We start from the raw sequence: 16,368 nt of genomic DNA on the forward strand, positions 1-16,368 counted from the left end.
AATTATTTAAAGAGCAAAACTTCTGTGTAATGAATCCAAATGTAAAATTAATTTTCCAAAATCCGACAAAAATATTTAATATAAACACAAAAAAGATTATAGCATTAACTCATTGGAATTTGTATCACTTATTTTTCCATAAGGTTGGTTAGTAAAAAATAAGGAACCATTCATGAGAATGATCCCGCTTTTCTACAGTAATTTCCTAGTTATTTTTAATAAATGCATTTAATAATAAGGATGAAATTTGAAATCTCCACAGAATTTTTTCCTTCAAAGAAGATTTGTTTTCAACACTTGTTACTGTCGACTCATGTCTTCGATAATAAATTAATTTTTCAGGTATCAGTAATGCAGATTTATTCATATCAGCAACCAACCCAATCCACATATCATGCATAGGGACGTTTCTTGGAATTGGCAGGATTTTAGCCTTTAGTTCCTTCCTAAAAGACATGGCACAGCCAATATAACTATTTTTTATGATGTTTTTAATAACACCTGATCGACTTCCTCTAAATGCATAAAAAGAATCAATTGTTGGATTGAGTTCATCATCAACTACGGTTATATCAGACATAATCATCTGAACTTTAGGATTTTTTTCGTAGTAAGATAGTACAGTTTTTACCTTTTCTGGCTTCCAAATATCGTCTTGGTCACTTAAAAAGATAATATCATTCGATGTGCGTTTGATCGCATTTTCAAAATTTGAAGTTACCCCTTTTTCTTCATTAAAGAACAACTTCACCCTTGAATCTTCTTTCATATATTTCTCAATAATCGAAAGCGTACCATCTGAAGAATGATCATCAGATATAATCAACTCATCCTCACTGCTTAATTGTGAAAGGATACTATCCACTTGCTGCTGTAAATATTTTTCTCCATTATAAGTGGCCATTGCTACAGAAACCTTCATTGCTTTCCCCCACCACTTCTCTCGAGATAAAAACCATGTTGCTTTTCTTCCGTTAACCCTAGTACATCTAAAACAAAATAATTAATCGTGTAACGCTCTTTAATTTTTTCATCCACTGGTACAAATGGAGTGGTCATAAATTCGCTGGGTACCACTACATGATTTCGATCGACCACACAAATATTATTCGGGTGATAGAAATCATAATTTTGAATATCCGTATTCGTGGTGATAATCTTTTTATTTGCACCCAACATTTCAATCGTCCTCATGGTTAAACCTGTTTGTTTTGGATGTTGAATATCCACAACTGCCTTAGATTGCTTTAATTTAGCCGTTAATTGTTCACTTGGCAGCCCTTCATAAGAAAAATCTGATATCTGGCTGCCTTTTAATTCATTTGTAAATAATTTTCGTTGGTAATACATAATTTTACTTGGAATATAGAGATAGTAGAAAACATTTAAGTTATTAGTTGCAAATTGTTTTCTAACTTCGTTTAATATCAAATACCGGTCACTATGGACGGTACCAACAAAAAACAAATCGTAGACAAGCTCAGTTTCATCCTTTGCAAGCTCTTCATATTCCTTATCAAAAAACAAGGGACGAAAGGTTAACCCAAATTGATCGCAATCCTTTTTATCAAATGAAAAGACTTCATCAAAAAGGTCTAATTTTTCAAGCGTATTTACTTTATTAGCTACTGAATCCCATAGCATGAGCATTAATCGTGCATCGGGATTCATTTGCCTCACATCTTGCAAAAAAGATTTCGGTGTTGCTTCAGCCTGACAAATAAACACGTAATCATATTGTTTATCTTTGATTTTTGATGTAATTTCTTCGTAATATTTGTTAATTTGTACGGTTACAAAATTCCGATTTAATCTTAATAATGCTTTTGAAAGAAACGTATTGGATGGGCGCTCATCGAAATAATCGACTTGAGCACCCATAGATTCCATCGCCCGCATCAATTTTTTATGATAATTAAAAAATAAAGGACATAAAAACAAAATCTTTTTATTTTTTAGCTCAGCTTTCATTATTTATATAACCCTTTTTTCTTCATTTCTTCTATTGATTTTTGATAACGGTCCTCAACAACTTCTTGTTGGTTAACCCACTCAACAAATTTACTAATACCTTCTTCAAAGCTAACTTTAGGAACAAAACCTAATTTTTCATGTACTTTAGTCAAATCAGCATAATTATGTCTAATATCACCTAGGCGGAAATTGCCGCTAATATTAATTTCTGTATCCGACTGGTATTTTTCCTTCAAGACATTCGCGACTTCGATTACAGTTGTAGCAACACCAGTACCTACATTAAAGCTTTCAAAGTTTGCCTCTTCTTTTTCAATACCCAAAATAGTCGCATCTACAATATCGTCAATAAAAACAAAGTCTCTAGATTCTAAACCATCTTCAAAAATGTTAATATTATTGTTGTTTTTAATAATCGTTGAGAAAATGGAAAGAATTCCTGTATATGGATTCTTTAATGATTGCCCAGGGCCGTAAACATTTTGATAACGATATCCTACAACGGGAATATTTAAAGATTTTCCGACCACCATACACATTTGTTCCTGCATTTGTTTGGTAATTCCATAAACAGAAGTTGGATGAATTTTAGTCTCTTCTGTGGTGGCCATTACTTCAACGTTCCGATTACAGATTGGGCATTTTACTTCAAAATCACCCTTACTCATATCTGCTTCTATTCTTTCAACAGGGTATACTGTTCCATGCTCTGTGCAATGGTACATTCCTTCTCCGTAAATCGCCCTTGAAGCTGCTACCACAATTTTTTTTATTTGATGTTCTTCATTTGTTAATATATCTAATAAATTTGAAGTTCCTTTAACATTTACTTCAATATATTTATTAATTTCATACATAGATTGACCAGTACCTGTTTCGGCTGCTAAATGAACCACAACATCTTGTCCCTTTAATGCTTTTCTCCAGTCATCGCTATTTACAACGTCCCCTTTTATAAAGTTGACTTTATCTCTAATTTTCAAAAAAAGTTCTGATGAGGTACCATCTTCACCATGAATTTGCGGCGATAAATTATCGAGAACTGTTACCTCATATCCTCTTTCTAATAATCTTAAGGCTAAACTACTGCCAATGAATCCTGCCCCGCCGGTAATTAAAACATTTTTTAACATTATAGCTTCCTTCTTTCCTGTTTTATTCTTTAAGACATGTAACAACTTTTTAACTTTAACGTCTATATGTATGGAACAAAAAATTTCCTGCAGCTATTTGTGATTATTCTTAACAACGCCTTACTATTCATTCATTTTCCCGAAATATTCTACAATCTTCGTCAAGGTATTTTCGGGCCGTTAACGTAACAAAACAAAATTATAACAGAATCCTGTCAGATATTGTACTTTTTTCCTTCGGATTTTTATTTCCAGTTGAACTTCTTTAATTTCGGGGTTATAATTTATTTTATGCTTAATGGTTGATTTTTACAAAAAAATAACCCCTTTAATTAAGGAGAATACTATATATGAACATTACTAGAGCGGTGAGAAAACAGAAGAAAAAGAAAGGTAATTGGTTCAGAGTCACTCTTTTAATTATTTTCTTCATGTTAGCAGGCAGTGGTTTATATTTTTATAATGTATATTCAGATGTAGCTAGTGCTGTTGATAAAATGAATAATCCCATTTCAAGAGAAGTTTCTGAAAAGCGGGAGGAGAAGATTGAAGTCCAAGAAAAAGATCCAATTTCAATCTTAATGGTTGGTGTCGATGAACGTGAAGGTGACAACGGCCGGACCGATTCAATGTTAGTCATTACGGTTAATCCTGAAACAAAAACTACTAAAATATTAAGTATTCCTAGGGATACACGTACACAATTAATAGATAAGACGAAAACAAAGAAAGATCGAATCGACAAAATTAACCACGCCTATGCTTTTGGCGGTATCGAGATGAGTATTGATACCGTTGAAAACTTTTTAAATATCCCAATAGATTATTATATTGAAGTAAACATGCAGGGCTTTAAGGATATTGTGGATGCAGTTGGCGGAATTGATGTTGATAATCAATATGCCTTTGAACTTGATGGAGTAACCTTGGAAGAAGGTCCTCAGCATTTAGATGGAATAGAAGCATTATCTTATGCTCGAATGAGAAAAGAAGACCCTCGAGGTGATATTGGCCGGGGCGAACGCCAGCGTGAGGTAATCTCTAAGATTATTGATAAAGGGAAGTCACTCTCTACCTTAACTAATTATACAGATATCCTAGATGCGCTTGAGAATAATATTAAAACAAACTTAACCTTAAATGAAATCATTCGCATGCAGTCTTCCTATAAGCCAGCAGCTGAAACAATGGATAAACTTGAAATTGAAGGCTCTGGAAAGATAATTAATAGTGTTTGGTATTACATGGTAACAGAAGATACAAGACAAATGTTATCAAATGAATTGCGTGCACACTTAGGATTACCAGAAGAAACAATTGTTGCAATCTTAAATAACAATTAAACAAGCAAAACTCCTTTATATTCAGAATAAAGGAGTTTTTCATTCTATGGACAAAATAAAGCAGTTTTATTGGGTAATATTAAAATTGAGGTCTTTTTTCAAATTTACATTATTAAATTAATAATAGAGAAAGAAACGGAAGGATTCTATGTTGAATAATATTAATGTGTCTCTTCAAAAGTACGGACAGTTTTTAAAATTTTGTATAGTTGGGGTAACAAACACGACCATTTCATTGGTTGTATATTACCTTTTGTTAAAGCTTGGTATTCACTACTTACTTGCTAGCACCATTGCCTATTGTGCAGGGCTCTTAAATGGATATATTCTCAGTTCTGCTTTTGTTTTTAAACAGAAGAGAAATGTAAATCAAGCCTTAAAATTTATAGGTGTTTACCTTTCATCACTGCTAATTAATTTATTGTTACTTTATTGTTTAGTAGATATTTTTGATATATCAGAATTTTTCGCTCAAGTAGTCGTGACGTTTTTTAATGTTTTTTACAATTATTTTTTAAACAAAATCTGGACGTTTAATAATTGACACCAATAAAGAGGGCCAGCACAAACTGTGCTGGCCCCTTCCTAACATTTATTATTTAACTTTCTTATAAAGCAGGTACCTGAACTGTGTACCTCCTAGCAATTGGTCTTGTTGGCTTACCAACTCATATCGATCTGCAAGGTGAGGAATATCAACTTGTTCTGGAGGTGTCAGCCCAAACAATCGAACGACAACAAATTGAACGAGTCCTTCTTTAATATATCGATGCTGCTCGTCCATATTTTCCGGATAAAGCGCATGATCAATATTTTGACTTTGGAAATAGCGGATATTCGGTGTAATATCGGCCGCTAAGTAAAAACCACCATCTAAGGCCCCGTAATTTAGCAATGTCGGGTTAGGTTCCTGCCGCATGATATTCGCAAAAGTTTGTTGTGGCAGCGGATCCTTCATATAAAACTTAGAATATTCGATGTTGGCATTCACTCCAAAGCACAGGTAAAACGCCGTCAGCGCAACAATGGATAGCGAAAACCATCGACCTTTATTTAGCCCTTCAATCTCTGGTTTAAGTTTATTTTGAATAAAATCAGCAATTGCAATCAACCCAAATAAAGAAAAAGGAGTTATGATTAAGAAATAATAGGGGTATGATCTGCCTCCAAAATAAACTCCTACAATTGTAAATACAACAGAACAATAGAAAAACCACTTCTGGTTTGCATTCACAAGATACTTTTTTGTAAATATAAAGGCCGTCATCCCAATGAGCATTAGGATTTTCCCCTCAATATTACCATTAAATGCCCTTCCAAATATGACTGCAGAATTTAGTAATTTCCCTAGTGTTCCTAACTCTGAAGAATAAGTAAAGAGATTAAATTTGATATAAACATCAATAACATCTTTTATCGCATGATTGATTCCAAAATAGACGAACCATGGAAGGGTAGCAATCACAAGTCCAAAAAAAGTAAAAACTACTGCGTTTAACAATTCTCTCCAGCTCTTTTTACTGATACAAATAATTAAAACTGCCAGGTAAAAACCTATCCAAATTCCGACAAGAGTATATTTGATCCAGAAAACACAGCCAATCAGCAGACCATTAATGAAAAAGACCTTCCATGAAAATGGTGTATCAGATTGAAGTTTAAAATGTTTTAAAATAATATATAGAAATGTCATTAAAAATGGAATTGAAAACTCCTCTGCACTATCACCAAATGCAAATGAGCCTTGATTTAACAGGAAAATTGGGAGAAAAAGAGCAACAACCACGGACGGCAGCCAATTTAAGTAAAGTCGTGATATTTTATATGCCATACTAAGATTTAAAAACATCACAATTGCTTCCAAAAGGTATACTCCCAAAAAGCTAGTATCAGAAATTAAAGAAGCTATAGCATGTAATCCGTATAAAAACGGTCCCTTTTGTTCAAAAAGATCGCGATAAGGAACTAACCCATTCACCATCCCTTTTCCAACAGTAAAAAATGAATTAGAATCAACCCAATAATGCATCGCAAAAAGAGGAGAAGAATGGGTAAAAAATAACATTATAAAAATAGAGTAGATAAGAAAAAAAAGATATGGTTGTTCAAAAAATCGTTTATTATTCCTTTGCATGTTGAGCATTAATCGTAAGACTTCCCTTCAAAATACTTACTTACTTTTCATACGATCCATTGGTGTTACTTTTTGTTTCTCATAATAACTATTATGTTCGATTGTATATCTCGGCCTTCTTTTCGCTTCTTTGAATATTTTCCCAATATATTCTCCGATAATCCCCAGAGCTATTAACTGGACTCCACCGACAATCCATATAGATAACATTAAAGAAGTCCAACCACTTACTGTATAGGAAAAAATCTTTGAAAATAAAGTATAAACAGCAATTCCAAATCCAATTAAAACCATTATCAACCCTAGGAAAGAGACAGCTCGTATTGGGGCTACACTAAAGGATGTGATTCCTTCTAATGCGAAAGCGATCATTTTCTTTAATGGATACTTAGATTCACCCGCAAATCTTTCTTTTCGATTGTAATAGACTTTTGCTGTTTTAAAACCTAGAAGAGGGATAATTCCCCGAATAAATAAATTTTCTTCCTGATATTTAACAAATTCATCTAACGCTGTTTTACTCATCAAACGATAATCTGCATGATTGGGCACTAATTTGACACCCAATTTTTCCATTAAACTGTAAAACCATAAAGCAGTATTTCTTTTAAATGGTGTATCCGTATCCCTTTTATCTCTTACACCATATACAATTTCATAACCTTCTTGATACTTTCCAACAAACTCTTTAATAACATCAACATCATCTTGCAGGTCAGCATCTATAGAAATCACACAATCTGAAAACTTTCTTGCGGTTTCTAACCCAGCAATGAGTGCTCCTTGATGACCAAAATTCCTGCTCAACTTTAATCCCTGAACATAAGGATTTTTTTCAGTTTTTTCTTCAATAATCCCCCATGTATTATCTGAACTCCCATCATCAACATAAAAGATAATACTTTCTTTATTTACTTTATTCCCCTCGACTAATTCGTCCATAACCCTTGTAAGTTCTTTAGTAGTTTCCTCTAAAGTAGCTTCTTCATTGTAACAAGGAACAACGATTGTTAATTTCGGTAAGTTAATCATTTTTTCACTCCTAGTTTTAATAAGCTCTATTTTATTGCGATAATTTTCTTTTTTTGTAAAAATTTTTAAAACCTACAATATAGAGCGGCAATGCAATAATAGTAAATAAGATGAACCTCAAGTATATATTTTCTACATAAAAATAAATACTTACATAGATTCCACCATACAATAAAAAACCAGTGACAATCTTTAATAAAAACCTTTTGTCACTTTTAAGATAAATTTCGTTCATTAAAAACCAAACAAATCGTGTAATTAAAATTAATATTGAAATCACCGTGGTACTCATGTTGGAATTGAAAATAAATAAAAGTACGATTAATAATAAAAGTACTATAACCTCGATTCTTACAAAAACAATTTGAGCATTGAGTACTTTAAATAAATTATTTTGCGAAATACGAATAATTAATGTAAATAACGAGGTAATTAAATAAATAAAGATAATCATTTCGCTCTCTGCATATTCAGGAAAAACAATATTTATTAATGGTAGAAATAAAAAAGAAAACTGTAAAATTAATACCCATAAACCAAACATACCACTGACAACCATAATGTTTGCACTAAATAATTTATTTCGCAAATCAGTAGCTAAATACGGAAAAAGGACTTGTGATATCGATTCTGCAAACTGGTTAATTAGCATTATAATTGTTATAGCGAATGAGAAAATTGCAAATGACTTAATACCCAAGTACATATTTACAAAAACACTATCTATGTTAAATAACAAGATAATCAAAATATTGCTAGATAAAAGCTGACTTCCTATTTTAATATCTGAAATATTATCCTTTACAATTCCTTTTGATAGTTCTATTTTAGGTTTAACCAATATAATGAGGAAAATCAATGCACTAAGTGAAGCAAAAATAAATAAACCTATTAATAACTGATAACTAATCTTCCCGAAAGTCAAAAAGGCGAATAATACTAAAAGAAATAACGCCTTCTCCATTATTTTTACAATGTTTGACCTTCTAAAATCCTTACTGATAATCAAAAAATTATCAACGAGGGTTCTCAGATTAATTGTAATAGAAAAAATCAACACACTAGCTGCAATAAAAAGCAGCTGCTTATCATTTATGTATAGTAAAAGGATGAAATAGATAATTGCTGATATAAGAATTTGCTGAACAATTAAAAATGGCATGCTCCGCCTAAGACTGTTAAAAGCATTGGAAATTGACTTAGAAACATTATTTAACAGATATCCATCTGCTACACCTAAATGAAGAATTCCCGCATATGTGGAATAAAGAATAAACATCCTCCATAACCCGAATTGTTCTACAGTTAGAATTTTTGGTGCTACCAATGTTAAAATTGCTCCGCTAAGAATAATAAACACTGTACCAAATAAGTTCCAAAAACCATTCTTTAGTATTTGAATCACATCTTTCTAATAAAGTATTCTGAGAATCCCATGACAAACCAAAGAAAATCAACGTTTAATATTATACCATTAAAATCATGCAACAAATTCAATATTTCCCCCAGGAACTTTTTATTTAATATTAATATCCTATATTATTTCCTTAATTATATTTTCAGGGTATACATATATCGTCAAAAACTATTGACAATACTATAATGGTCTATATTGCAAGATTAAAAACCTTCCCACAATAATAACTTATTGAAGGAGTAACGAATGTGCTAAACAAAGTGACATTATGGCTGGAGAAGTTCATATATACAATTTTTGCTTTTTTAATCCTAATTATTATGATACTGAACATACTTAATAGTTCTAGCTTCGATACTTTAAGTTTCCAGGCACCAAAGTATTTTAATACCTATACTATTATTTTGTCTATAACGCTGATTCTATTTTTATTCCTGTTAAGGAAACTACTCACTCGGACCCTTCGCAATATAAATACTAAGAAAATCGTCATTCCCCTCTTACTTACTAGTATCGTTCTACAAATATTGGTGTTAAAGTATTTAAATATTAATCCAAGCTGGGATTTTGGTATATTGGTTGATGAATCAAAACATCTTCTTCAAACAGGAAAGCTTGTATCGTATTTTGAATTCTATCCCAATAATGTTTTTGCTGTTTGTTTGATGGCGTTTTTAGGTAAAATTTTCTCGCCCAATTTACTAGTTTATCAAGTGATCAATCTCATTCTCATTACGATTAGCCAGTACATGATTTACCTGCTTGGAACAAAGGTTGGGAGCAAGGAAATTGGACTTTATGGATTTATTTTAGGGATATTCTTTTTTCCCTACATTTTTTACTCACCTATCGTTTATACGGATACAATTTCATTGCCCTTTTTGCTTGTTCCAATGCTCATACTAGCTACGAAAAAGAATCATTCATTTCGTTATAATGTCATTCTGCTAATTCTTTCTTCGGTTATCATGTCTTTCGGTGTCCTTTTAAAAGGATCAATGATTGTTTTTATGATTGCTTTAAGCATTACACTTTTTATCCACATGAAAAACTGGAAAAAATCCCTTGCTATCCTGCCAATCTTACTATTTTTTGTCGTAAAAACATTATTTAATAGCTGGATATTTGATAGCAATATCTTGGATAAAAATAATGTAGATAAATATAGATTCCCTATAACCCACTGGTTTTTAATGGGTCAAAATGACCAAAGCCACGGCATGTTCAACGATACTGATTTTAGATATACACTAAATAATATCCAGGAAAAACCGAGGGAGGAACTCATTAAGTTTCACGTGACAGAATCGAAAAAACGGATTAAGAGTCGAGGTTTAATGGGAAATGTGTCTTTTATCTCGAAGAAATTAACAAGTACTTGGGCCGATGGTACCTATTTCTCTTTAAACAAGCTAAGCCGCAATCCAATAATACCAAGCAACTTTCAGGCGCTTACAGACGGAAAGTCCGGAATTTTATTGCTAGGGTATGCACGCATACAGCATTTACTCCTGTTGGGCGGGGTACTATTTTTTTCCTTTTTCCATTGGAAAACAGAAAGAAGAAACAATGATTTTTTCACTTTTGCCATGATATCGTTAATCGGGTTTTTCTTTTTCTTTCTTCTTTGGGAAACACGATCGCGATATATTGTCAGTCTGACACCTGTGCTAATAATTTTAAGTTCCATAGGATATTTACAGCCCATTAAAGAAAAAAGGGACTAGAAATATTGATTTCTAGTCCCTGAAATTAATAAATTTTAAAGTACTCAACTATTCCGTCTGCAATTGCCTGTGCTAATTTGTTTTGATAAGAATCAGTAAATAATTTTTGACGGTCGCTTGAGTTATTAATGAAACCCATTTCTACTAAAGTTGCAGGCATAGCAGATTCACGTATAACGGCTAATGTATTACCATCTATTCCACGATCAACAGCCCCTGTATAACTAACCATGTTATCTTGTATTAATGTAGTTAGTGTAACACTTCTTGCAATTCTTTCAGAATTATCATGCATATCTTGATTTATTTTTGAAGGGTAATCAGGGTCAAATTCATAGTAATAAGACTCAATACCAGTAACAGAAGTTGGTCCACCAGCTGTTGCATTTGTATGAATACTAACGAAAATATCTGCAGCTAAATCATTAGCCATTTGCGGACGATCCAGCAATCCTAAAGCGGTATCGTTATGACGAGACATATATACTTGATAGCCGCGGGTCGATAATATGGATTCGACCTTTTTCGCAACAGCTAAATTCAAGTCTGCTTCATGATAAGGGCCATAAACTGCCCCGGGATCATATCCACCATGACCAGGGTCTAAAAATACTTTAATTGACTGCCTAAGTTGCTTGAATGACTCTTTTTCACTAACTGGTGCACCTTTTCCCTTAGGAACTAACTTAATTTCTACGGCTTCTAATCGTTTTGCCAAACCTTCAGTGCCAGCTTTCATCCCATTTCTTGCCCAGCCTAGCCAGCCATAATCTTGTGAGTGAACACGGTAGTAAATATCAAAGTCATTTGCTAAATCACCCGTTAACTCCATTTTAATGGCTTCTACCCGTTTACTTTGTCCCAATGTACCGGAAACTTGCCCATTGGATACGGTTTCCATCCAGCCATAGTCTTGAACATGGGTTGAGTAGGTAATTCCTCCACGATATGGATTATTTTTTAAATTAATGACAATTGCTTCTAATCGTTTCGCTTTACCTTGAGTCCCACTCATCGCACCATCTGATACATAATCCAACCAACTATATGTTTCAACATGCGATGAATAAACAACTGATGGTCTTGTTAAAAACGGCGCAACTGATGTGCTAGGTGCCTCTCCATTCTTTTCAACTAGAACTATCTGAATGGCTTCCAAGCGTTTTGATAGCAAATTGGTGCCTGCAGCTTTACCATTTTTTGCCCAGCCTAACCAGCCAAACGTCTCAGAGTGAACGCGATAGTAAACATCATAGTAAATTGCAATTTCACCAGTCAACTCAATTTTTATAGCTTCTATTCGTTTGCTTTGTCCAATTGTTCCAGATACTCCACCATTTAGAACAGGACTTCCCCAGACATTATCTTGTATTTGAGTTGAATATTTAATATCACCGCTATAAGGTGAATTTTGCAAATTTATAGTGATTGCTTCTAAACGTTTTGCCTGCCCTTGTGTTCCACTTACTTTCCCATCTGTTACAGGATCCAACCAACCTTTATCTTGTACATGGGTCTTATATACGACTGAGGGGATTAATTTGACAGGTGCTTCTGGAGTATTAGAATCGATACCAGGTGGTAAGGAACCCTTTTCTACAATTATAATTTTAATAGCTTCCAAACGCTTTGCTTCACCACTAGTTCCTGCCATCTCACCGTTCTTCACCCATTTCATCCAGCCATATTTTTCTGCATGAACGCGATAATAAATATCATAATTTTTAGCCTTTGATCCAGTTAGTTCGATTTTTATAGCTTCTAATCGTTTGCTTTCTCCTGTAGTTCCGCTTTTTTCTCCATTAGAAACATACCCTAACCAACCATAGTCTTCTACATGCGTAGAGTATTTCACACCCAAATCTTGTACATTACCAACTGAAATTTTAATACTTTCTAATCGTTTTGCTTGTCCTTCTGTACCTGACATATTTCCATCAGAAACTTTGTTTTGCCAGCCGAAGTCTTGTACATGAGAGGTATAACTAATCGAAGGACTTTCAACTGCTAAAAGTGAAGGTGCAGGTTCAGGAACGATATTACTTTTCTGCAATGAAGTTTTGCTTTGTTCGATACTTGGACTTGGTAATTCTTCGTCTCCTGATTTAACAATATTATCTTGATTTCCTACTGATTGAATATTTTCGAAAGTGACAACTTTGGTCGAGTTTTCTTCAATATAGGCCAATTCTCCATCCCACTGAAAGTAAACTTTTCCATCCTGTATCGTATCGATTCTTACCTGAGTAGCAGGTTCGAATTCTCCTACTATTTTTTCATCTATGTTAAATATGTTTGTCTTTTCGATTGTTTCAACATATTCAGCATTAATGTCACCTGAATTAAACTCCTGTGAGAATGCTAGATTAGGAGAATAAAGAGATGACATTACAAGACAAAAAAGAATAAACACTATGTACTTTTTCATTAACACAACAATATTTCCCCTCCTTCTAAACTATTATATAGGTTTTTTGTATTATTTTGGGTATTAATCTAAAAAATTTGTTGAATTTTGTTTAAGAATTTTTAGAAATAAAAAAAACTGCCCTCAACTTTTGAGGACAGCTCTTTACAGATATTGTCTTATTTATATACTGGTATTTCTAAAGTAATGTTATATGGTTGTATTTTATAAACATCATACATCGCTGAAACTTGTTTATAAGCCCAGCCAATATCTGTTGCATATTGATGTCCAGCACTACCTAGAGTAGCCATTACTTCTGGATTCCAACGCATTTCATATATTGTATTTTGGACTACGCCATAGTAGTTATTACCACCCAAATAACCATTGTCAATAAAGAAAGCACCACCCACGATTGCATCGTAAGGGCTAAACCAACCTTTTTCAAAAGCTGTTTCAGCTCCACATTCATCTGGACAATGATCAAGTGCTCCAACACCGTACATGTTATAAACCTTCTTACCCTGATATTCTATTCCTTTTGCAAGAGTAGAAGTACCATGTCCTGTTTCTAACAAAGTATGTGCCATTAAATATACTTCATTAATTCCATATTTAATTCCCGCATCAATGAATGCCTGCCCCTGACCTTCTAAAATTCCTTTTCCGACAAGGTATTTATTTAACGTCTCTTTTGATACCCCGCTAGTTTTTGTAAGGCTCATAAATTGGAATCTTTGCTTTTCATCGTTAATAAACTTAGTTGGGTCCAAATAAGGCAGCACATCTGCGGATTTTGCGTTACGCCAACTACCCCAGCTTACTCTATACCAGCCACTCTTATCTTCTTCCAAAATAGTTAATAGAGTGCCTGCTTTTACTGAACTGTAAATATGACTAGTTGCACTCTTATCAGCTCTAATATTAAGTGGACCCTCTGTTACCTGACCCATTCTTAAATTAGCTGTGGCAAGACTACTATGCACGTACAAAATTTCCCCATTGTATTCAATTTTATACCATTTTGTACTACCTGAAACCTGTTCACCCGTCACATTATTATCCAGTAGTTTGAAAATCGTCCCATTACCAACGTTTGCAGCGATTTTACTAACCGTATCTGGAGAGGTTCTAAGGTTTACACTGCTTCCACTTATCTTACCAGCATTGAATACATTGATGTATTGACTGCTAACATAAGCAGGAGCATCTCTATATTTATCAGTCTGTGGAGTAACCTTCATTTGCATATTTAGTGCATTATTTAACGTCATATTATAGTTATTCGTTACATAAGTTAAAGCTGGCTCAATAAACGGTTTATTAGTTGCACCTGGTGCTCCTCCACCTTTTGCCACTAGAACAATCTCAATGGCTTCCAAGCGCTTCGAGAGCCCTTTTGTACCAGCAGATGCCCCATTTTTAGCCCAGTCGAGCCAACCATAGGTTTCTGCATGGACACGGTAATAAATATCGTAATGTTGTGCCATTTCGCCAGTCAATTGCATTTCGATCGCTTCTAAACGTTTACTTTTACCAGATGTTCCAGATAATGCTCCATTCGTTACATTCGTTAACCAGCCATAGTCTTGAACATGGGTCCTATAAGAAATACCTCCAATATATGGAGTATTCTTTAATGAAATCTTTATGGCCTCCATTCGTTTTGCCTGGCCTTGTGTTCCTGACATTTCTCCATCAGATACATTCGCTAACCAACCGTAATCTTGAACATGGGTAGTATAAACAACAGATGGATCCATAATAAATGGATTTTTGGTAGAACCTGGTGCTGCTCCACCTTTCGCTACTAGGACAACCTCAATGGCTTCCAAGCGCTTCGATAGTCCTTGTGTACCAGCAGATGCCCCATTTTTAGCCCAATCAAGCCAACCATAAGTTTCTGCATGGACACGGTAATAAATATCGTAATGCTGCGCCATTTCGCCAGTCAAATTAATTTGAATCGCTTCTAGACGTTTAGCTTCACCTGATGTTCCAGATATGGCTCCATTTGATGCATTTCTTAACCAGCCATAATCTTGAACATGGGTATTATAAGTAATACTTCCAAAGTAAGGAGAATTTTTCAATGAAATCTTAATGGCTTCCATTCGTTTTGCTTGTCCTTGTGTTCCGGACATTTTTCCATTAGATACACCCGCTAACCACCCATAATCTTGAACATGAGTAGAATAAACGACAGATGGATCAATAATTAATGGTCTATTTGTCGCACCTGGTGCAGCTCCACCTTTTGCCACTAAGACAATCTCAATGGCTTCCAAGCGTTTCGTTAATCCTTGTGTACCAGCAGATGCCCCGTTTTTAGCCCAATCGAGCCAACCATAGGTTTCTGCATGGACACGGTAATAAATATCGTAATGCTTTGCCATTTCACCGGTCAAATTAATTTGGATCGCTTCTAAACGTTTAGCTTCACCAGTTGTTCCAGATAATGCTCCGTCGGATACATTATTTAACCAGCCATAATCTTGAACATGTGTCTTGTAAGTGATACCTCCGGAATAGGGTGCATTACCTAATGATATCTTTATACCTTCCAATCGCAATGACTTGCCTGCTGTACCTGACATTTTTCCATCAGACACATTTCCTAACCAACCGATATTTTCAACATGAGTTGAGTATTTAACTGAGGGATTTTGTATCGACTGAGTTGAAAAAGTTTGTATTGACTCTGAAGTACCTTCTTTTATTACTGGGTTGGTTTCTTCCTCAGTAATTGTTAAGTTGTCTTTGGAAGAAACTTCCTCAGTTGGACTGCCACTTTCTCCAATTGATTCTTCTTTTTCTATTAAAGTACCATCTTTGCTTTCAGATACGACTGTACTTTGTTCATTAACTATTCCAGGTTTTACTTCTTCAACAATAAATGAATTCGCATTATTATTGGCAAAAGCAATTGATCCATCTGAAAGAATAGTAGAACCCACAAACAGCATACCTGTTAGAACCAACTTTCCTCGCATGTATCATACTCCTATAAAAAATATTTTATACATAAAAATATGAATAATAACTTAAATCGACAAGCTTCATATTTTCATACATACTATTAGTCTAGCATAATAAATAGCGCAAATAACTATAATACTCTCTTTCTAGGTAGAATAATATCATACCTAGTCATTTTTTGTAATAAATTATCAATATTTGTAATTAGTATTTTTCACC

At 33.9% G+C, this 16,368-nt stretch carries 11 protein-coding genes; 3 read left to right on the forward strand and 8 right to left on the reverse strand.

Going from position 1 to position 16,368, the window contains the following annotated elements; translation table 11 throughout:
- Positions 1 to 205 precede the first annotated feature (205 nt).
- Genes AC2TFD_RS25770 through AC2TFD_RS25780 form a run of 3 tightly spaced genes read right to left on the reverse strand, consistent with a single transcriptional unit; the run spans position 206 to position 3,107 of the window.
- Positions 206 to 922: a glycosyltransferase family 2 protein gene (locus tag AC2TFD_RS25770; RefSeq protein WP_335513774.1), complete on the reverse strand. Its 717-nt coding sequence runs from the start codon at positions 920 to 922 to the stop codon at positions 206 to 208.
- Complete coding sequence (locus AC2TFD_RS25775; RefSeq protein ID WP_484674191.1) at positions 919 to 1,971, reverse strand: WaaS/CpsH family glycosyltransferase; 1,053 nt, start codon at positions 1,969 to 1,971, stop codon at positions 919 to 921. Before AC2TFD_RS25775 ends, AC2TFD_RS25770 begins: the two co-directional genes overlap by 4 nt.
- Complete coding sequence (locus tag AC2TFD_RS25780) at positions 1,971 to 3,107, reverse strand: SDR family NAD(P)-dependent oxidoreductase (protein ID WP_335513778.1); 1,137 nt, start codon at positions 3,105 to 3,107, stop codon at positions 1,971 to 1,973. Before AC2TFD_RS25780 ends, AC2TFD_RS25775 begins: the two co-directional genes overlap by 1 nt.
- Before the next feature lie 350 nt (positions 3,108 to 3,457).
- On the opposite strand from AC2TFD_RS25780, the gene AC2TFD_RS25785 reads away from it, so the two are divergent.
- On the forward strand, positions 3,458 to 4,450 hold the full coding sequence (locus tag AC2TFD_RS25785; protein WP_335568849.1) for an LCP family glycopolymer transferase: 993 nt from the start codon (positions 3,458 to 3,460) through the stop codon (positions 4,448 to 4,450).
- 148 nt (positions 4,451 to 4,598) lie between these two features.
- Entirely contained in the window at positions 4,599 to 4,994 is a 396-nt protein-coding gene (locus tag AC2TFD_RS25790) for a GtrA family protein (protein ID WP_335520317.1), read from the forward strand.
- A gap of 51 nt (positions 4,995 to 5,045) precedes the next feature.
- Here AC2TFD_RS25790 and AC2TFD_RS25795 read toward each other — a convergent pair whose 3' ends face one another.
- From AC2TFD_RS25795 to AC2TFD_RS25805, 3 genes are all read right to left on the reverse strand, one after another.
- Entirely contained in the window at positions 5,046 to 6,314 is a 1,269-nt protein-coding gene (locus AC2TFD_RS25795) for a hypothetical protein (protein WP_335520320.1), read from the reverse strand.
- 306 nt (positions 6,315 to 6,620) lie between these two features.
- The gene (locus tag AC2TFD_RS25800) at positions 6,621 to 7,613 is read right to left on the reverse strand and encodes a glycosyltransferase family 2 protein (protein WP_335520323.1); all 993 of its coding nucleotides are present in this window, start codon (positions 7,611 to 7,613) and stop codon (positions 6,621 to 6,623) included.
- 34 nt (positions 7,614 to 7,647) lie between these two features.
- Entirely contained in the window at positions 7,648 to 9,021 is a 1,374-nt protein-coding gene (locus AC2TFD_RS25805) for an oligosaccharide flippase family protein (protein WP_335568848.1), read from the reverse strand.
- A 260-nt stretch (positions 9,022 to 9,281) separates the two neighbouring features.
- On the opposite strand from AC2TFD_RS25805, the gene AC2TFD_RS25810 reads away from it, so the two are divergent.
- Entirely contained in the window at positions 9,282 to 10,760 is a 1,479-nt protein-coding gene (locus AC2TFD_RS25810; RefSeq protein ID WP_484674192.1) for an ArnT family glycosyltransferase, read from the forward strand.
- Between the two features lie 25 nt (positions 10,761 to 10,785).
- Here AC2TFD_RS25810 and AC2TFD_RS25815 read toward each other — a convergent pair whose 3' ends face one another.
- Together AC2TFD_RS25815 and AC2TFD_RS25820 are read right to left on the reverse strand one after the other, a co-directional pair.
- On the reverse strand, positions 10,786 to 13,188 hold the full coding sequence (locus AC2TFD_RS25815) for an N-acetylmuramoyl-L-alanine amidase (RefSeq protein WP_335568889.1): 2,403 nt from the start codon (positions 13,186 to 13,188) through the stop codon (positions 10,786 to 10,788).
- A 158-nt stretch (positions 13,189 to 13,346) separates the two neighbouring features.
- Positions 13,347 to 16,163 (reverse strand): SH3 domain-containing protein, encoded by a 2,817-nt coding sequence (locus AC2TFD_RS25820; protein ID WP_335568846.1) that lies wholly within the window; start codon positions 16,161 to 16,163, stop codon positions 13,347 to 13,349.
- Positions 16,164 to 16,368: the final 205 nt, after the last annotated feature.

The organism is Neobacillus sp. plas4 (assembly GCF_057221695.1).

What these genes read in the sequence shown, in the direction of transcription:
- AC2TFD_RS25770 (WP_335513774.1), bottom strand. Translation starts at nt 922, where the DNA reads ATGAAGGTTTCTGTAGCAATGGCCACTTATAATGGAGAAAAATATTTA.
- AC2TFD_RS25820 (WP_335568846.1), bottom strand. Translation starts at nt 16,163, where the DNA reads ATGCGAGGAAAGTTGGTTCTAACAGGTATGCTGTTTGTGGGTTCTACT.
- AC2TFD_RS25775 (WP_484674191.1), bottom strand. Translation starts at nt 1,971, where the DNA reads ATGAAAGCTGAGCTAAAAAATAAAAAGATTTTGTTTTTATGTCCTTTA.
- AC2TFD_RS25790 (WP_335520317.1), top strand. Translation starts at nt 4,599, where the DNA reads ATGTTGAATAATATTAATGTGTCTCTTCAAAAGTACGGACAGTTTTTA.
- AC2TFD_RS25785 (WP_335568849.1), top strand. Translation starts at nt 3,458, where the DNA reads ATGAACATTACTAGAGCGGTGAGAAAACAGAAGAAAAAGAAAGGTAAT.
- AC2TFD_RS25815 (WP_335568889.1), bottom strand. Translation starts at nt 13,188, where the DNA reads ATGAAAAAGTACATAGTGTTTATTCTTTTTTGTCTTGTAATGTCATCT.
- AC2TFD_RS25780 (WP_335513778.1), bottom strand. Translation starts at nt 3,107, where the DNA reads ATGTTAAAAAATGTTTTAATTACCGGCGGGGCAGGATTCATTGGCAGT.